The organism is Nostoc sp. DedSLP04 (assembly GCF_034530775.1).
Taxonomy (GTDB): Bacteria; Cyanobacteriota; Cyanobacteriia; order Cyanobacteriales; family Nostocaceae; genus Nostoc.
Window position 1 is genome coordinate 70488 of sequence record NZ_JAVRCL010000037.1, and the last position, 17651, is coordinate 88138.

17 protein-coding genes are annotated in these 17651 nt (G+C 41.5%); 5 read left to right on the forward strand and 12 right to left on the reverse strand.

Annotated elements, in window-relative coordinates; genetic code table 11:
- Positions 1-5: 5 nt before the first annotated feature.
- The 3 genes from RMX89_RS21110 to RMX89_RS21120 form a co-directional block, all read right to left on the reverse strand.
- The gene (locus RMX89_RS21110; RefSeq protein ID WP_322673367.1) at positions 6-302 is read right to left on the reverse strand and encodes a hypothetical protein; all 297 of its coding nucleotides are present in this window, start codon (positions 300-302) and stop codon (positions 6-8) included.
- Positions 289-582 (reverse strand): BrnT family toxin, encoded by a 294-nt coding sequence (locus RMX89_RS21115; RefSeq protein ID WP_322673368.1) that lies wholly within the window; start codon positions 580-582, stop codon positions 289-291. Before RMX89_RS21115 ends, RMX89_RS21110 begins: the two co-directional genes overlap by 14 nt.
- Positions 583-650: 68 nt before the next feature.
- The gene (locus tag RMX89_RS21120) at positions 651-1643 is read right to left on the reverse strand and encodes a helix-turn-helix transcriptional regulator (protein ID WP_322673369.1); all 993 of its coding nucleotides are present in this window, start codon (positions 1641-1643) and stop codon (positions 651-653) included.
- Positions 1644-1778: 135 nt separating this feature from the next.
- Here RMX89_RS21120 and RMX89_RS21125 point away from each other — a divergent pair, with 135 nt between their 5' ends.
- Positions 1779-2039: a hypothetical protein gene (locus RMX89_RS21125; RefSeq protein ID WP_322673370.1), complete on the forward strand. Its 261-nt coding sequence runs from the start codon at positions 1779-1781 to the stop codon at positions 2037-2039.
- Between the two features lie 72 nt (positions 2040-2111).
- Here the strand turns inward: RMX89_RS21125 and RMX89_RS21130 are convergent, their stop codons facing one another.
- The gene (locus RMX89_RS21130) at positions 2112-2600 is read right to left on the reverse strand and encodes a hypothetical protein (protein WP_322673371.1); all 489 of its coding nucleotides are present in this window, start codon (positions 2598-2600) and stop codon (positions 2112-2114) included.
- A 163-nt stretch (positions 2601-2763) separates the two neighbouring features.
- Between RMX89_RS21130 and RMX89_RS21135 the strand changes: the two genes are divergently transcribed.
- Entirely contained in the window at positions 2764-4692 is a 1929-nt protein-coding gene (locus tag RMX89_RS21135) for a serine/threonine protein kinase (RefSeq protein WP_322690308.1), read from the forward strand.
- A gap of 150 nt (positions 4693-4842) precedes the next feature.
- On the opposite strand, the gene RMX89_RS21140 is transcribed toward RMX89_RS21135, so the two are convergent.
- The 7 genes from RMX89_RS21140 to RMX89_RS21170 all read right to left on the reverse strand — a co-directional run bounded on the left by RMX89_RS21140 (position 4843) and on the right by RMX89_RS21170 (position 13398).
- The gene (locus RMX89_RS21140; protein ID WP_322673373.1) at positions 4843-5508 is read right to left on the reverse strand and encodes a heterocyst differentiation related protein; all 666 of its coding nucleotides are present in this window, start codon (positions 5506-5508) and stop codon (positions 4843-4845) included.
- Between the two features lie 236 nt (positions 5509-5744).
- Positions 5745-6572, reverse strand: coding sequence for a tryptophan synthase subunit alpha (gene trpA / locus RMX89_RS21145; RefSeq protein WP_322690309.1), 828 nt, complete (start codon positions 6570-6572; stop codon positions 5745-5747).
- Between the two features lie 121 nt (positions 6573-6693).
- Positions 6694-7005 carry a DUF3007 family protein gene (locus RMX89_RS21150; RefSeq protein WP_094347180.1) on the reverse strand — a complete coding sequence of 104 codons (312 nt, stop codon included), beginning with the start codon at positions 7003-7005 and terminating at the stop codon, positions 6694-6696.
- Positions 7006-7029: 24 nt separating this feature from the next.
- Complete coding sequence (gene ndhL / locus RMX89_RS21155) at positions 7030-7242, reverse strand: NAD(P)H-quinone oxidoreductase subunit L (RefSeq protein ID WP_094347179.1); 213 nt, start codon at positions 7240-7242, stop codon at positions 7030-7032.
- Between the two features lie 933 nt (positions 7243-8175).
- Positions 8176-9558 carry a TniQ family protein gene (locus RMX89_RS21160; protein ID WP_322690310.1) on the reverse strand — a complete coding sequence of 461 codons (1383 nt, stop codon included), beginning with the start codon at positions 9556-9558 and terminating at the stop codon, positions 8176-8178.
- Entirely contained in the window at positions 9548-10699 is a 1152-nt protein-coding gene (locus RMX89_RS21165; protein WP_322690311.1) for an ATP-binding protein, read from the reverse strand. The genes RMX89_RS21160 and RMX89_RS21165 overlap by 11 nt, the downstream gene beginning before the upstream one ends.
- Before the next feature lie 2 nt (positions 10700-10701).
- Positions 10702-13398 carry a TnsA endonuclease N-terminal domain-containing protein gene (locus RMX89_RS21170; RefSeq protein ID WP_322690312.1) on the reverse strand — a complete coding sequence of 899 codons (2697 nt, stop codon included), beginning with the start codon at positions 13396-13398 and terminating at the stop codon, positions 10702-10704.
- Positions 13399-13571: 173 nt separating this feature from the next.
- Between RMX89_RS21170 and RMX89_RS21175 the strand changes: the two genes are divergently transcribed.
- From RMX89_RS21175 to RMX89_RS21185, 3 genes are all read left to right on the forward strand, one after another.
- Positions 13572-13832 carry a helix-turn-helix transcriptional regulator gene (locus RMX89_RS21175; protein WP_322690313.1) on the forward strand — a complete coding sequence of 87 codons (261 nt, stop codon included), beginning with the start codon at positions 13572-13574 and terminating at the stop codon, positions 13830-13832.
- A gap of 50 nt (positions 13833-13882) precedes the next feature.
- Positions 13883-14872: a TniQ family protein gene (locus RMX89_RS21180; protein ID WP_322690314.1), complete on the forward strand. Its 990-nt coding sequence runs from the start codon at positions 13883-13885 to the stop codon at positions 14870-14872.
- Positions 14873-15078: 206 nt separating this feature from the next.
- The gene (locus tag RMX89_RS21185) at positions 15079-15447 is read left to right on the forward strand and encodes a hypothetical protein (RefSeq protein ID WP_322690315.1); all 369 of its coding nucleotides are present in this window, start codon (positions 15079-15081) and stop codon (positions 15445-15447) included.
- On the opposite strand, the gene RMX89_RS21190 is transcribed toward RMX89_RS21185, so the two are convergent.
- A partial coding sequence (locus RMX89_RS21190) for a CHAT domain-containing protein (protein WP_322690316.1) occupies positions 15444-17651 on the reverse strand: 2208 nt, incomplete at its 5' end. The genes RMX89_RS21185 and RMX89_RS21190 overlap by 4 nt on opposite strands.

The window sequence follows — 17651 nt, forward strand, 5'->3', positions numbered from 1 at the left end:
GGTAACTAAAGAGTTGCTTCAGCTTGAATTTCTTGAATGATGGTTAAAATTTCCTCTTTCGATTCAATATGCCTTGCTAGAACTTCAGCAGTTGATTCAAGTACGCGCTCAGAAAATAATTTAGCTAAATCTTGCCGCAAACTCTGCCCAATGTAAAACTTGATTAATGCTTCAAGTGTCATATCTCGATTAGCTGCAACTTTTTTGAGCGATTCCAATGTATCTATTGGTATCTTTATTGATAGTGTTTCTGTAGGACGAGGTTTTAAGTGTAGTTCGAGTTCTTCATCAGGCTTGTTCATATAACTTTCTTTCTGTGCTAGTAGCTGGACGGGCAGAAATAATGCGTGTTCGCTTACTGCGTTCTAGATAAACTACGAGCAATAAGCGTTGAGAAAGAGAATAACCCAAGATTAAATCACGCTGTTCATTATTAACGGTAGCATCACCCACTTGGTAGAAAGGGTCAAAGAATACCTCTGTCGCTTCTTCAAATTTAACACCATGTTTTTCGATGTTGCTTCGTGCTTTATTTTCATCCCATTCAAATTCAACACCTTGTAGACGATAAACAATATCCATCTATGAATTTTGCTTTTGCATTAAGCGCTAATAGTAATATTTTATCAAGATTATATTTATTGACTTTGTTAAAAAGGTATATCAATATCATCAGATACTTGGTTCCAGTCCATATCTAGTAAAATTCTCCCAAAGTACCTAATAATTTCTTCTAACACCTCTCTTGAATCTATGAACATTTGCCATGTATAATCGAATTCTTTATCTTCCCAAATACATAGGTAGCTTTTACTATCGCTCAAATTGTATTCACTAAATCCATCTAAACATATTGTGCTTAAATCATTTGTAATATGATCATACATCTCTAAATTTGGTCGTTCACTAAGATAATAATTACCTATTGTTTTTCTTTCAATTTCTAAGATGTTCCAGTATTTAGGATTAAGTGAATCCAAAAATAAATCTGCTTTACCGGGTAATACTAAGAATCTTCCTGCTGTTTTCTCGAAGAAAATGTGAGGTAAATCTACCCAATAGTGAAAATTTAGCAGATAGGGATCTAAAATAAGTTTATTAATAGAAATACTTAAAGCGTCTAGACTTTGTTTGAGAAATAGTTGATATCGTTTATCTCTCTCTCCAGGATTTTTAAGTCTATACCCTATACATCGTGATGCCTTGTTCATCTTAAACTTTTGCTCAAAACCGAGCGCTTCAAGTATATTGATAGCCAAAAACATCAATTCCTCTCCAGACTCTTCTACAATTTCGTCACCTGACAAAGCTAAAGAAGTCACGCCGTCATAGTTTATCTTTTGCGGTTGGTTGCTAGCTTCATTAGTAATAGCAGGAGAGCAATTACTTACCCACTCAGGTTTGTACTTGAGAAATAAAGCCTTTAACTTGTCTCTTAAAGGGCGATCGCCTGGAAATTCGCTTTTAATACCAAAATCTTTATATACATTTGAGATTTGCTTGCGTACAGTTCCTTCCGCACGTCCCCTAGACTGAGCAATCTCATCATTAGTGTATCCAGCCAGCAAATACTTCAACACCTCTACCTTACGAGGTGCTTTCCTTAGCATTTCTAGAGCTTCATTAAACTGCCGACTATTCATACTTTTCAGAATACCGCATTTTCTTTAATCTGCGTACTTTGCGTATTGCGCGTATTCAGATTTTTTTATAGGTGTCCATTGCTTTGCGTATCTGCGTAACGAGCATCATATACACAAGAGCGTTTGAGTAAACCAATGGAAAATGATTCTAGATTTGTTCAATTAGAAATACCAGGAATGGAGCAATTTCTTGTCCAAAATAAAACTGTCTCAGAAATAACTAAGATGACTCCACAAGCTATTACAAATATTTCGGCTAAGAGTCCAGATAATCAAATCACATTCTATCAATTAGAAATACCAGGGATGGAAGAATTTATCGCCAAATTGAAAACACAGTCAGAATCTAACAACTCAATTGACTACAGCCGTATGAGTAAAGATTTTGCTGCTTGAAGAAAAAGCGAATCGCCTTATCTCATAAGCCCACACAAGTGGGCTTTGTTCGTGTATTCTATTGTCAGGGCTTCAACTATCTGGCAATTTAGCAAACGCCTGCTCAACTAACTTCTTTGACTTAGCATCCAAACGCAGCCAATCGACTTCACCGAATTCATCGATTAAACTAGTATCAATATCAGCAACTTCCTTCTGTGGGGTGTATTCAATAAAACACACCTGATAACACAGTTCCCACAAATCGATACTCGCTTCTTGCTGTTGACGCTGCAAACGTAGATGATATCCTGGATGGGGCATCGGCAGACGAGCCAGAGTTCCTCTGATTTCATCTGCTTCTTGGGGTGTTGCAGTTTCGATTGCTTGCAATAGCTCAGTCACCAATGCTTTGATTTCATCAGTGGTGCTAGGCGGCCAAATCAGGACATCATGGTAAGTTCCTGTCCAAGAAGATTGATCGAGCTGCTTGCGGATATTGTCGATAACGCGAATGAAAGCAGGTTGCATGAGGATTTCAGCCTGCTGCCATGCAACTGGATTTGTTATTTTAGGTGGCATTGGTAATACACAGGGGCACTAAAAGAAAAATAAACAGTCTGCGTTTATTAAAAAGCTGCGTTTTTAATCTAAATCTTTTCTCAAGATAGCGGATTTCAATGAAGAAAATTTGGAGATATTTATTACCAGCTGGAAAATTAGGTAATAACTCTGGGGAGAGAATATGATCGGCAAGCTACTAGACCATCGTTACCAAGTAATTAGAGTCCTCGCGATGGGAGGATTTGGTCAAACATACATTGCCCAAGATACTAGGCGACCAGGCAATCCTATCTGCGTTGTCAAGCATCTCAAACCCGGAACTGACCCCAGAGTTTTTGATACTGCTAAACGCTTGTTCAGCAGTGAAGCCGAAACTTTAGAAAAACTGGGCAACCATGACCAAATACCCAGGTTGCTGGCGTACTTTGACGAAAACCAAGAATTCTATCTAGTACAAGAATATATTGAAGGACATACCCTAGCTGAGGAACTTATACCTGGCAAGCGCTGGAGTGAAAGCCAAGTAATTCAACTGTTGCAAGAAGTTCTAGAAATTCTGGAATTTGTCCATCGCCAAGGCGTGATTCACCGCGACATCAAACCGGATAATATCATTCGCCGTGCCTCAGATAATAAGTTAGTTTTAGTTGATTTTGGAGCAGTGAAACAACTGCGTACACAACTGGTAACAGTGGGCGGACAAGCATCTGCGACAGTGGTTATCGGTACTCCTGGCTATATGCCTACAGAACAAGGGCAAGGTAAACCCCGTCCTAACAGCGATATCTATTCCCTTGGCATCATCGCCATTCAAGCATTAACAGGATTACAGCCAACAGAATTGCAAGAAGACCCGGAAACAGGGGAAGTTATCTGGCAGCATTCAGTAACTGTGAACCATCAACTGGCGGCAGTATTGTCCAAGATGGTGCGTTATCACTTCAAAGACCGCTATCAAAATGCTACGGAAGCACTGCAAGCGTGTAAAGACGCGATTAATCCAGTACCTGCACTTTCCACACCTCAAGAAGCCGCCAACAATTTTAGTTACCAAGCAGCCAAATCTCAGCCTCAAGTATCTCGCCTGCAAACTATTGCAGTTGCACCAGCAAATCCTATCCCTGCCAAACCTGAGCGTAAAGACTCTAGTAAATCCGACCCCTGGCCGATATTAATTGGCATATTACTAGCGGGTGGTGCAGCTGCCTTGGTAGCAAATGTATATCCAAATGTGAAAAATTTTGCTTTAAATCTTACAGGTAAGGATACGGCTTTAGCAAACAAATGCTCGGCTGTTGTTGTCGGAAATTCTAATATCCGTTCTGAACCTAGTTCGATAAATTCTAATAATATTGTGCAAACTGTTGCTAATAACACCAATTTCGAGGTGACTGGCAAGCGAACAAAAGCAGGTTGGATAGAAGTTAAGCTTAAATCTGGTCGTTTGGCTTGGGCACACCCGACCGTGATAACTAATAATCAGGAATGGGGTTCTTGCCTACGCGAAAAGGGCATTGCAACTAGGATTGTAGATGATAGTAGCTTGATTGCGACTCGAACTATTCCGCAGCCAAAACCAAAATCTCAGGATGTGGTAACTCCAATACCAGAAAAGCCGAAGAAGTCAACTGACGATGCTGAGAAATCACAACGATCGCAGCCTAATGATAACAGTGCCAATATTGTAGAACAAGCAAAAAAGAAGTATGATTCCGGGGATATAATTGGAGCGATCGCACTTTTAAGATCGGTTCCGGCAAATGCTGCTTCTGGTATCCAAGAGACGAGCAAAATGATTGCCCAGTGGCAGTCAGATTGGGCAAAGGCAGAGGCAGTATCTAATGAAATTAATAAAGCAATAGATGATGGTAAATGGGATAAAGTTTTAGATTATAGAAACCATCCAGAAAAGTTACCTAATACTAAATACTGGCGAAATAGAATAGAACCATTATTTAAACAAGCAGCCGAAAATCTGGCAAAACAAGCACTAACTCAGCTAGAAAATCAAGGTAATCAGAAAAATACCCAACAGAAACTTCCCGATACTAAGCAACCTGAAACCACAGAGAGTCCCAATAGCACACAAACTCCTAAAAGCAGCTTTTAAAAGTTATCAGTAAACACAGTTTATATCGTTACCAGCCAGAAACTGGGAACAACTAAATTCGGGCTGCCATCGCCCGAATTCGCAGCAGCCCAATAAATATCGTTTCCAGATTATATCTGGAAACGATATTTATCTGTGGTTTTATTTTCCCTATCCGTGCATCTCGTCGTATTCTTGGGCTTCAACTCGTCTTGCTTCCATCCGCGAAGCAGGCAGAAACTCAGCACGACGGACTGGAACCAAGGGCGGTGTATTTCCTGGGTAAGGGTGAATCACTTGTACAGTACGGGCTGGACGCTGCCGTGGCGAGAACAAAGCCAATACACCAGCGACGACAACACCACCACCAATAGTTAGAGTTGCACCTCCCACAGCCCAAAGCACAGGTGAAGACCACCAAGAACTTTGAGGCTGGAATGCTGTTACTTTTTGTTGGTTATACTGCTGGGCTTGTTGCCACTGCTGCTGAGTATTGAAATTTTGAACTTGACCTTGGAGTTGTTGATTTTGCACCTTCAGCTGTTCATTGTCGTTTTTTAAACGCTCCAACTGCATCTGCGTGTTCAGTTTCTCCATCTCCAGACGCTGGTCAGTATTGGGAGTAGTCGGTGGCTGAACTTGACCGGGATACATTGGTTGCCCATAAGGCCCATAAGGATACATTTGTGGCTGCATTCCCGGCGCTACTACAGTCCCTGGCATTTGCGGAGCAACAGCAAAGTTAGGCTGTAGAGGGGTATTTGTTCCTTTGAGCAATACCAGAGCCGCCAGCCCAGCTACAGCAACCCCACCGATAAACGCCATACTCTCACTCATCGCCTTTGCTCCTCAATTGCGACCTAATTATAACTATTTGTGACTGACTCACTCTCACACTCATAAATTATGCCTACTTAATTTCACATAATACTCAAACTATAAGCGACCGGATCGGCTAGTTTTTTTACATCATGATATCTGATGTTAATATTCAAGACCATAACGGTCAAATTGTCTACCAAACAAGCATACAAAAACTGCACTGTTATACTTTTTTAATCTACTTTCTCCGTCTAATCAAGAGAAGTATTTGTGCTGGTGCTGGTGGTCTGGATGGCTGCCTTGAGACTTTGGCAAAATTGGGCGATCGCCGAAAGTCCTTGCTCTGGTGTTCCTTGGGCTAACCGTTTGACAACAGCGCTACCCACGATCGCACCATCTGCGCCCCATTCCCTTACCTGTCGGGCTTGTTCAGCTTCAGATATGCCAAAGCCGACTGCAATCGGTTTATCAGTAACACTACGAATTTGTTTGAGTAAATCGGACACGCGGTTTTCCAGTTGCGATCGCACCCCTGTAACCCCAGTCACACTGACTAAATAAATAAATCCTTGAGAAGAACGAGCGATCGCTTCGATCCGTTGGGCAGAACTAGTGGGAGCTACCAACAAGATTACGTCAATTCCCATCTCACTAGCTGCTTGCAGCAATCCTGCTGCTTCTTCTAAAGGTAAGTCAGGTATTACCAATCCTGCAACTCCAGCAGCAGCAATTTGCTCAAGAAATTTTTCAATCCCCCGATGCAAAATTGAGTTGTAATAGATCAACAGAACAATCGGCGATCGCAATTTGGGAGTAATCCCTTGCAGCATTTCTAGCACTTGCTCTAACTTCGTACCTCTTTGCAAAGCACGGGTAGCAGCAGCTTGAATGACTGGCCCATCAGCCAGAGGATCGGAGTAGGGTATACCCACTTCTATAATGTCGGCTCCACTACGATCTAAAACCTGCAAGGCTTTTGCTGTTGTTTCTAAATCTGGATCGCCAGCAGTGATAAACGGAATCAGAGCGCACTCACGATTGTGCCCAAGAGTTTTAAAGCAATCAGAAATCGCAGTCATTTAGTCAAGTGTCAATAGTCAATAGTCAGTGGTCAGTGGTCATTGGTCATTGGTCATTGGTCATTAGTAAAGGACAAATGACTAATGACAAAGGACAAATAACAACTGACCAATGATAACTTTACACCTGAGATTGCTCTTCTTGTTCTATTTCGGCTTGAATTCGTGCTAGTTCTTCGGGAGTAAGCTCGTCTAGCCGCTTTTGCAGAAAGTCTTGCTCATACTGTTCCCGCTGTTGGTGGTAGGTCATTTTTTGTCCCACCGCACGGAAAAAATAGGTGGCTAACCAGCCAACTAAGGCACTGACTAGCAAGACTTGGCTCCATATACCAGCTTTTTGATTATCCAAACCGACTAGCTGCAATCCTAAGTATGCCAAACCGCCGGCAATAAAAACACCCAAGCCAATTCCAATCGCGTCAATCCGTCGCATGAGAGTTATGACCTACCAATCTCGTTAAACTTGAACTTGTCGCCGTTGGGGTCGAAAATTTGCAAACGGCGATAGAACCAACAGACCCGGAAAGAAGAAAAACACCAAAAAGTACATAAAGACACGCTCAATAGAGCTAGCTACATACCAACGCTGCTTCAGGTACAGCAAAACAGCAATGGGGATTACCAGAAGGTAAGCTCCAGCCAAAATCAGATATAGCAGGGCGACAATCATAACTTTCAAGTCTTAAGCATCTGTTTTCCATCATAGGCTGAAGAGACAGACTCAGAGAAGTATAGTCATAATGCTTTCAACATAACTGCGCCAGAATTCCTCGAAACCGCTAACGAAGAGGCGAAAGCGCAGCTTTGGCGGACTGGAGTACTTTTACTGAGGACGATTCAACGGATTTCATGACAAAAGCTAATATCATGCTATTATGTGAATCCACTAACAAAAAATGCTCTAGTCAGACAAAATCGAAAACTCATCCAGATGATTACGAGAAAACTAAGAAGACTTTCAACTCTCTGAAGCGATCGCCCAATCTGGAAAAAATATTTTCAATCTAGTTGGACAAAAGACACAATTGATGGTGGAATAGATAAGGAGGTATTTGCTACCTCTAAAAAATAACTAGTTACACTAGTTGCCAAACACCTTTGGGGGTGTGGCGGAATGGTAGACGCTACGGACTTAAATAATTGAGCCTTGAAAGAGAAATCCTTCAAGTGGAAGCTCTCAAACTCAGGGAAACCTAAATCTGGTGACAGACATGGCAATCCTGAGCCAAGCCGAAAAAAGTCCTGAGTCATGTTAGCGGTAGCGAGGCGTTTAGCCTGTGTTAAGTGGTGAGTAAATTTAAACTCATAACTGCTAACTCCTAACTCATGAACTGTTCGGAAGGTGCAGAGACCCGACGGGAGCTACCCTAACGTTAAGTCGAGGGTAAAGGGAGAGTCCAATTCTCAAAATCTGAGCAGGCTACTGTCATCAGGTGCAGTGAAAACTGCGGGAGAATGAAAATCCGTTGACCGTAAAAGGTCGTGTGGGTTCAAGTCCCTCCACCCCCACTAAAAATTTAAAATACCTAAAGGCTTCAATTGTGACTTTACCCATAACTTTGCCGCAACGGCAAGCTTATGCTTCCAATAAAGGGTGGCAAGGTTATGGTTCCAAACAAATTTCTCTTCGCGCTGCCCTTAAAGCAGCGCGAACTTTTTTGTCGCGAAAACATCCTGGTTTAGCCAACAGCCTTGAAATAGCTGCCTCACTAGGATAAATACCTTCACTGTGAACTTGCCTAACAGCTTGTTTTACCTCCTCGCAACAGTGTTCAATTCGTTTGATGCGAGATTCTTTCATATACTTAACGTACTCGGCTGAAATTGCTCGGCATAGCTCTGGGAAATGCCTGTAAAGAACTCGCTTAGGATACCCAAGGCGTTTCGCCACTGCTGTCATAGGTAGCGGTTGTTCATTCGCTTGAAGGACATTTTCAAGTAATTGTTGAGTGCGATCGCTATCAAACTTTACTTCAAGCTTTTTTGTACTGCTATCTCTCACCTGGTTTTGAGGCGTAGCAGGAAATTTACTAGAAGTCTCCTTAAGAGTCTCTTGAGTCAAAAAATCCAGCACAGATACCTGAAGAGTAAAACAGATTTTCAAAATCACATTCAGTTCTGGCAAGACTTTTCCCATCTGCCACATCCAAACCTTGTTTTTGGGAATTTCGAGCATACGGGCAAAAGCAGCTGTGTTTCCTTCAGTAAATTGGTTTACGTACCTACAGAACGCTTGAGCAACTATTTCCCTTTTCAAAGGTTTTGGTAGGTGAGGGGTATTAGCAAGTAATTCTCCAACAGTCTTGATAACCCATGTTTGCCAAATAATCTCTTCCTTGCTCGGTGGGGTTTTATCAGAAGACGGGTAATTAGCAGTAACGCCAAGCCATTTTAAGCAATAAGGGCAATAACCTGGTCTGGAATAAGAAGCCAGAGGAGGAAGCTCTCGTTTGCAATGAGGACATTGCTGGTATAAAGACTGATTGTGCCAATGACAAAGTGTAACTGCCTCAAAAAACCAAATTAAGGGTTCGTAAATTACTTTGTCTTTCGAGGAACACCACTCCTCATAACAGTAGGGACACCAAGCTCGTCTAGCACGAAGTAATCTTCTTTGGGGAAAGATATCAGTCCAACTTAATAAAGTGAGAAAGCGCAAATCACTACGTAGAGTCAATGACTCTAGGACTGTGGCTAAATCAAGAGCCATCGTACCTGTTCCATTGAGTGCCCCAGTCAAGCTTCGCATTTCAAACAGATTTGTAGTTTTGTAAGTCTTGGGTATAAAGGACACGAGTTCTCTGGATATTAAAGCTTTTGGGGTTACACAATGAGCTTCTGCTAGTCGAGATATATAACCAGTTAAGCTTTCCACTAATGGAGTACCAATACCAATAGGATCTAACCGATACAACCGACTGCGAGATGGAATAGCAACCTTTCTTAAATCCCAAGATTCGTATGTTTCTAATACACTAGCTAACATCTTGCTGCACTCCGATGGGATCTCTTTTAGGTCTGCGTTTGCCAACCTTTCCTGGCGGACGAGTAGTTTTTGGGGTTTCTTCGGGTAGCACAATTGCTTTTGCGCCAAGTCCTAATGCAGAGCGTAAGTTTTGTATATCTGTTTCTGTTTCAGATAATTGTCGTTCACCCTCTTGAATTTCCTTGAACATTTTCTGACACTGAGCAACCGACAAAGCACGTTTTTGTAAATCTTTGAGAGTGATTGTTGTTGCTTCTCGATCTAGAGCATCTTTAAGAGCGCGTGTTAGCCAATCTTTCAGTGTGCCAACACATCCTAAAGTACGTTCATAAAAATATTCCCAATGACTGACTAAATCTGGAGCTTCTGCAAGTGGCATCTGCTGTTGAAAAGTCAACAATACACTTTTAAAAGCCTGTACATCTTCTGGATAGTCAGCACAATAACGACGGAAATGAATATCGACACTACGACGTGAGAGTTGACCACTCAAATTACGGAATGTAAGTAGTTCGTATGTTCCTAATAGACAATGCAAGATACCTGTCATATTTGCCACAGATTTGAGACAGTCTAATTGATCTTGTAGCTTGTATCCGCTTGCCATCTTGCCAAAATGTTGTGCTTCATCTACAAAAAATACGTCTGGATGACGATGGATGAGAGCATTTTCTAAAGCTCTGCGTAAAGCAGGTGCAACTACTTTCGACTCAACATTAATTTTTCCAAAATTATCGCGAGAGATGCCACGTACGCCGTAATCAAACTTGTGATCGATTAAGGGTTCCTCTAAGGCAATTAAGGCGCGTGTGTAGTAATCTTTCCAGTTGAAGTTTCTCGATTCTGGGGCTACAGCTTCAACACCAACAACAGGAACACGACTGCGATCGCTTTCCAGTTTAGGTAATGCTATTTCTGTTAATTTCTGCTCAACGCGCAGTCGCAAAGTTGTTTTACCGATACCGCTAGGGCCATAAACAAAGATAAATGATGCTCCTGCGGGTTCGGCAATCGTTCGCATGAGAATTTCATAGACTTCTTTAAGTCGAGGATGCGCTACGGTGTAATTTTCAAAGTAAGCAAGCCTTTCTGTAGCAGGCCGTGTGAGGAGTTCAAGCGGAAATCCAGTAGATTTTGTCATAGTTAAAACTCCTCATACACTACAAGTGTTTCTGGGACGATCGCTTCATCTTCATCCGCTTGAGAATCGGTATTGGCAAAAGTAACTTGAATAAGTTTTGGTTGTTCGTTACGGCTTGTTGTCGCTTTTCCACCCTCAATTACTCTAAAGACTTCCTTAACTTCTGCATCATAGGAACGCTGTTCTAATAGAGCTTCTTGAGCTTCTACCGATGCTAAAAATTCTGCTAAATTCTTAGCCGAAACTTTAGATTGTTGTGCATGATTTGAAGAGCGTTTGCGTAATTCGATACTAGCTAACTTCAATTCTTTTTCTGAACGACCTTGGAGTTCTGCATAATATTGAGAGATACACTGTACCCACTGTCCTCGAACAAAGGCGTAAGCGATACCAATATTAAACGGGTCGTATCTTATCTGCACAGAGGTATTTTCAATTTGGGGGTCGCGGAAACTATTAGACGAATAGTAGATTGAGTTAATTTTTACGCCACGTCCGACTTGAACTTTTGCTTTTCCCTCTGAGGTTGTAGGTAGAGTAAGAATCTGAAAGTTTTCATCGTAAGGAATCATGCGGTGAACCCGACTGCCTCCAATCGCCATACCCGCAGCAAACGCATCCCTCGGACTCTGGAAAAGTGCCGGATGTTCGTCTGTATCGTAAACTTCGTAAGCCCAAGCACAAAGATATTCATAAAGTAAACCAAGTGTCCATACAGCTAGATTTTTAGGGTTAACTGACTTGGTGACTTGGCGGACATTACGAGTTATTTGTGTATTACCAAGTAAGTTATGGACAAATTGAGTATTGGAAGTTCCAAATAGACGTTCGCAAACCGAACCAAAACGAGCTTTGGCTGGGGGTCTTTGCTTTTTTGTACATTCAAAAGTAGCTAGTAGTGTTTCAAAATAAACGCTGTGAAACTCTGCACCGTTATCTACCACTACAATTTGGGGAAGCCTGCCGTGACGCTTGACACAAATTCTTAGCACCATTAAGCAAGAACGATATGAGGGTGAGTCAAACGTTAGGTAAACTGCCAGCAATCGCCGTGAATAAGCATCTACGAGAAATGTTGCCCAAGGTCTGCCAAGATTGCGGCCTGTATCAGAGCAAACTAGCTCTACATCTAACTCAGTATGATCTATATGCCCAATTTCAAAAGGGCGATCGCCGTGTCTTGGGGTAGTTATAGCAAGCTCCCAATAGAAGGATTCATGCTGATAAGCGGCACGACGACCTTGGCGTTTTTTAGTCTGTTCGTAACCAGTCCGGCGTTGTACTTCTTTGGTAAATGCTTTATAGCTCGGAGCAATTACACCAGCTTGTTCGCAAGCTCGAACTAAAGCCGCGTGAACCTCCCACATTCTTTTTTGTTTAAGAGTTTCATAGTCTTCTAAAATAAACTTCTCCATAATTGCTAAGGTGTCTTCGGGCAGCTTGCGCTGACGATTACCTTTGACACTGCGATGGGACAAAAGCCCAATGTAGCCGCAACCGTATTTTTGAATTGCAGTTAGATATTTAGCTTTCCAGTCACGAATGGTACGGGCTGGTATTGTTTCGTTTTCTGGGGGATGGCCGTTTAAGTAAGGTTCGATAGTTCTGTAGCGTTCAAGAGCTTCTGCTTGATCTTCAGGACTAGCTTGATAAAATCGCTGCCAAGATTCTGTGCTAATAGCTGTTTTTTCTGGTGTTTGGAGACTTGTGATTTTTCCTTGGCGAACCAGATTCTCAAATATAGCTTTTTTGAGTTCAATTAACTGATTATTTTCTGCGCCAAGTATAACCTCTGTTTCTCCAACATGGATGATATTTAAACCTTTGCCGTCCCAACTAACAGTTGCTCCAGTAACAATATTGACTACAGGAGAGATAGCTGGAAGACTTACACTTGGTTGCTCAACCATTAATCTATAAGCAGTAGCAGTTTGCTCGTCACGGAAGATTAGACATCTTTCTGGTTCAGCTAGTGGTGTAGCATTTAAATCAATATAGATTTGCTCTTGAATAATTAAGGTGTAGATATCGTCAGATTTAGCTCCTGTTGACCCATTGAGTAATTCTGCTAAAGTGATTCCTGGTTGAGATGACACAACTGCAAGTAATGATTGAGCGATCGCTTCTTCCACTACTAGAGATTCTGAGCGATAATAATCTTCTAAAAATTGCAGATTACGTTGCAGAACCCAATTGATTTCCCGATCTGAGTGAATGCGGTAATAAAGCCCAAACTGGTTAGCATAGTCTTCTCCTGGCGGACAATGCCATTGATTATCTTCTTGAGAGTAAAAGTAACGATTGGGGTTTTTCTCTGCTAGTTTTTTCAAATCTTGCTCAGTTTTACATTCTTCCCAACCAGCCGAATTGGTTCGGATGACAAATAAATCTGGGGTGTGTAAAACGCCTAATCTACGTCCGTTACTTGCTTGATAGTCAAGTTTAATTTGTGGTGGTTGATCGTAGAATTCTAGAACATCTTCATCGTGTTCTAACTGATAGACAATTGGCAGTTCAACCCGATGAGACTCAAATTGAATCGTGACTCCCATCTTGCGACTAGGGTAGCGTCCCGAAACATTCTTACTACCGCCACCAACGCGACGGGATGGCTCAGATGAGCGAACTTTCTCAATAATTTTTTGCCCTGCCTCGGATATTTGAAGGCGAGCAACCCATTGTTCAAATTGCTCTTTCATATACTCCTTAGTAAGCGCAAAGCGCTTTATTTTATGAATCTATCAAAATAAGACCATAAAGTTAGGAACTTGCTTGCCTGATGCTATACTACTTAACTTTATAACACTTATATTGTGCAAAAGTCCACTGATAGTAGATGGATTTAATAGCGATACTGGTTCAGTATTGTTTTGTGACGCAGAAACACTCCAGTATTGAGTACCGCTTTGGCAAAGCGATTAGGCGGCGAAGGCGAGAGCTAGATTTATCCCAAGAAGAACTGGCTGAAAAGTCAGGACTTCATCGCAACTACATCTCAGGAATCGAAACCGGAGAGCGTAACCCTTCGTTAAAAAATATTGTTAAGTTAGCCGCAGCTTTGGAGATATCTGTCTCCGATCTCTTTGTTAATTACGGCATCGAGGTTAAGAGTGAATCGGAAACTAATTCCTAAAATTTAGCTGTTAAAACTAAAGTACCAGCGTTTAGGTTAATCCAAGAGGGATGACTATTTACTCAGAACATTGGAGCCTAAAACCTCTAGAAATCCCGCAACGGAGTCGGTTATTTTCTCTTGAACCTGTGGCAGTGGGAACTCCCTATGCAGAAAGTCTTAGTAGCTATCTCCATCGTTTAGCGCAGACGCATTGTTTAACCTCTCAGAAGCTCGTTATGGGAGAAATTGGGCCACTTATTCTCAAAGATGAGGATAAATCTGAGCTATTGTCAAAAAATCTGAGTCACCTATTGGGAAATAGCGACGCTAAACCGGCTATTAACGGAATGCGAGAAATGACAGAAAAGTTAGTCACTGTCTTAGAAGAGTTAACAATGCGTCAGGATTTACGCTTTTTGACCCTTTTAAGCTGGAAAGGAATGATTTATGACAAGGGGTTATTTCGGAACTATCGCGCTTGGTGTCCTTGTTGTTGGGAAGAGTGGAAGCAGGAGACCAAAACTATCTATGAACCATTATTATGGTCATTTAAGGATGTAGAATTTTGTTTGCTTCACAAACAACGATTAATAGAAGAATGTCCTCATTGTGGTGCCCGTTTACCTGTGATGGCTAGGTTTTCACCTGCGGGATTTTGTTCTCGTTGTTACGGGTGGTTAGGGCAGGAAATTAAAGGCGAAGAGGAAATAGAGAAATATCGAGTTAATATTCAAGGAATTAGCGAATTAATTGCACTTACTTCCCAATTAGGATATCAACCCATCCCAATCGAGCTAACTCGAAAATTACAATTGATTTTGTTAGTGTTTGAACAAGCAATTGGAAAGGATGTGAAGTTATTGGGAGATTTAGGAGGAATCATGGAATCGTTGAGGATAGCCTCAAGAACAAATCAAAGTCAACCTTATCATTTGGTAAAGTTGATTATTCCTGTGTGCGAGAAGGCGAAGATTAGTGTATTTCAGTTGTTTGGGTCAGATTTTAAGGAATTGGGCAAGATATTGTTCGGTAATTTTAGTCTGGAATTAAAGTTATAGAAGCACCAGAAAAATGTGTGAATTAGCCAAGTATCTAGGTGAATTTTTCTGGTTGCTGAAAATGGGTGTAGGCGTAGCCCGTCGTAGACATCGCACTCCAAAATTACTTCTATTATTGATATCGTGTCAGCACCACATCTCTGGATTCGGCGTTAGATGTATAATTACCCAAGGTTTTTGTGTATTTATTTACTGGTTAAAAATAGATGATTACTGTTATACCAGAGGAAATTAGTCAGTTTCGTAGCGAATTGGCAGATAATCCCCAGGCTTTAGTAGCTTTAGACACTATCGAAGAGTGTGAAGGTTATTTAGACGATGCCGTTCCACTGCTGGTTATGCGGGAAACTGCACAGGAAGCAGATAGAGGATTAAATGATTGGTTAGAAAAATCCCGCCAATTTGTCTGTCAGGAAGAAGTTAGAGAAGCCTTGGAATCTGGATTGCTTGCTCCAGCTATAGAAGCGATCGCTATTGGTATTTCCATTCCTCCTGGTATAGCAACTGCACTCAGTATTTGTGTGTTTAAACTGGGTGCGAAAAAGTTTTGTAAAGTCCCCGAATCTGGTGCTTAAAGTCCAGAAGCTGTAAATCCAGCCCAGTAGTAGGCATTTGCAAAAGGTAGGGGTTGACGTTGCTTGATTAGTTTCAAAGATTCTCGAAATATTCTGCGTTGTCCTACTCTTAGTTGAGCAAGGACTTTTTCAATCTGAGTTTTGTGTTCCTCCAGAAATCTGTCTAATCCCTCAATAGTCAAATTTCGCAGCCAGTTTTGAGCTTCCTTCAGGGCTATGGCAACATCTCCTGCTTCCAATCGACCGAGTTTGAATAAGTTTTCGTAGAATTTAATCATCAAAAAGCTGGTGGAAAGGTCATCTACTTTCCATAGGGAACTAACGATACTGGGACTACCTGCTAATAGAAAACCGCTAGGTAATCCAATATATTCATCGCTGGTATTTTGAAAATCAATTAATCCAGTTTCGCAAGCGGAAAGGGTGACAAGGCGACATTTTTCTAAATTGAGAGCGAAGATTTTATCTAAAGTCAGGCATTTTTCTAAATCGTGGGTTTCCCCTACTCGCAAATTCAGGTAACGTTCGGAGTCGAGTTTTGTTGGTGTGTCTGCGATCGGTGCATTCGCCAAAATTAGGGCTGATTTACTGGCGTTTGTCAAGTTAAAATATCCATGACAGCTAAAGTGGGTGCAGTGGTAAGTATTTAAGTCAGAATTATTAATTGCTGTGAGAGTTGCTGCCGATTTTTTCAGGACGTTGGCAGTATTAAAGTAACTTTGAATAACTTGTACTTCTAAATCTGTATAGTTTAAATCACCTGTGGGGTTTTGAATTGCAAACAGGGATTGAAAATCAGGACGTTTGCGCTGTTGCACTTGTTGCAGTAGTTGACAACTGGGTGCATAGCTCACACCACCAGCAAATAAATCTAGAAGACAAGACGAATTTTCAGAATTTTGATTTATTGGAATTGCATGAAGGGGGAATAAATGCAAGAAGAAATGGGGAATTAGGATGAGTTTATCGCAGTGCTTTGGTATCTGGGTTAATATTTCATCAATGTGCAGAATCGAAGCTAATTGTTTAAGTTCTTCCCCTAAGGTATCTCGCCATTGGTCTTTTTGACCGTAGTAATTATCCAAATATTGATTTACCCAATCATACAAAGCTTCTCGGTCTTCTGGTTGGGATTGCCAAATAGTTACCTCTCCTTGTTTTGTGACAATAAACGCCAGAATTTTATCGTTGAGAATATACCACTCGATAATAGCTGTATGCTCATCCAAAGAACCTTGGAAAGAGTCAAATTTGAAACCATAACCAACAGGTAAATAGCGATTTTGCAATTCATTACGCTGCTGTCGCAACTGTTGGAGATGTTGTGCTAGGGCTTGGGGATTTTCAGCTTTACCATTTTGGATTTGATATTGTCCTACGGCTATTTCATCCCTGTATTTTTCTAATTGAGTGACAACATCTGGAGGAAAGATGGTTTTAGAGTCACGTTCAAGGATTTGTTCAACTAAACTGCGGGTTTTACTACGTTCAATATATTCAATCGCTTCGGTGATATTAGCTAATTCCAGGCAAACTTTCACCATGCGGCTATAAACTCCGTTAAAGGATTCCGCTTGCTTGCGTTTGCTTTCCTCCCCAGAAACTATTTCTTCTCGTAAAGATTCTACTGTCGCAATGGCAGATTTAAACTGATCGTAAGCTGAGGTAAACTTGTTACTGTTTTGGTAAGCAATTCCCAGTCCCCACAAAGATTGTGTATGTTCTTGAGGCAAAGCTTCCCTGGTTAAGACAGTTAAAGCCGCAGTATAAGCGGCGATCGCATTTTCGATATTCTCTGCCTTGTCTCCTTTGATTCTCTTAGAGTAGGCAAGTGCGAGATTATTGTGTGTCATTGCCCATTCAAAAGGCAAAGCTTCCCTGGTTAAGACAGTTAAAGCCGCAGTATAAGCGGCGATCGCATTTTCGATATTCTCTGCCTTGTCTCCTTTGATTCTCTTAGAGTAGGCAAGTGCGAGATTATTGTGTGTCATTGCCCATTCAAAAGGCAAAGCTTCCCTGGTTAAGACAGTTAAAGCCGCAGTATAAGCGGCGATCGCCTGTTCGATATTCTCTGCCTTGTCTCCTTTGATTCTATAGCTGTAGGCAATTGCGAGATTATTTTGCGTCATTGCCCAATCTTGAGGCAAAGCTTCCCTGGTTAAGACAGTTAAAGCCGCAGTATAAGCGGCGATCGCCTGTTCGAT

Bases quoted from the DNA above. Each gene is read 5' to 3' on its own strand.
- RMX89_RS21150 (WP_094347180.1), bottom strand. From the start codon at position 7,005: ATGCGACGGATTGACGCGATTGGAATTGGCTTGGGTGTTTTTATTGCC.
- RMX89_RS21140 (WP_322673373.1), bottom strand. From the start codon at position 5,508: ATGAGTGAGAGTATGGCGTTTATCGGTGGGGTTGCTGTAGCTGGGCTG.
- RMX89_RS21165 (WP_322690311.1), bottom strand. From the start codon at position 10,699: ATGACAAAATCTACTGGATTTCCGCTTGAACTCCTCACACGGCCTGCT.
- RMX89_RS21115 (WP_322673368.1), bottom strand. From the start codon at position 582: ATGGATATTGTTTATCGTCTACAAGGTGTTGAATTTGAATGGGATGAA.
- RMX89_RS21110 (WP_322673367.1), bottom strand. From the start codon at position 302: ATGAACAAGCCTGATGAAGAACTCGAACTACACTTAAAACCTCGTCCT.
- RMX89_RS21185 (WP_322690315.1), top strand. From the start codon at position 15,079: ATGATTACTGTTATACCAGAGGAAATTAGTCAGTTTCGTAGCGAATTG.
- RMX89_RS21160 (WP_322690310.1), bottom strand. From the start codon at position 9,558: ATGTTAGCTAGTGTATTAGAAACATACGAATCTTGGGATTTAAGAAAG.
- RMX89_RS21135 (WP_322690308.1), top strand. From the start codon at position 2,764: ATGATCGGCAAGCTACTAGACCATCGTTACCAAGTAATTAGAGTCCTC.
- RMX89_RS21125 (WP_322673370.1), top strand. From the start codon at position 1,779: ATGGAAAATGATTCTAGATTTGTTCAATTAGAAATACCAGGAATGGAG.
- ndhL (WP_094347179.1), bottom strand. From the start codon at position 7,242: ATGATTGTCGCCCTGCTATATCTGATTTTGGCTGGAGCTTACCTTCTG.
- RMX89_RS21130 (WP_322673371.1), bottom strand. From the start codon at position 2,600: ATGCCACCTAAAATAACAAATCCAGTTGCATGGCAGCAGGCTGAAATC.
- RMX89_RS21180 (WP_322690314.1), top strand. From the start codon at position 13,883: ATGACTATTTACTCAGAACATTGGAGCCTAAAACCTCTAGAAATCCCG.
- RMX89_RS21120 (WP_322673369.1), bottom strand. From the start codon at position 1,643: ATGAATAGTCGGCAGTTTAATGAAGCTCTAGAAATGCTAAGGAAAGCA.
- RMX89_RS21170 (WP_322690312.1), bottom strand. From the start codon at position 13,398: ATGAAAGAGCAATTTGAACAATGGGTTGCTCGCCTTCAAATATCCGAG.
- trpA (WP_322690309.1), bottom strand. From the start codon at position 6,572: ATGACTGCGATTTCTGATTGCTTTAAAACTCTTGGGCACAATCGTGAG.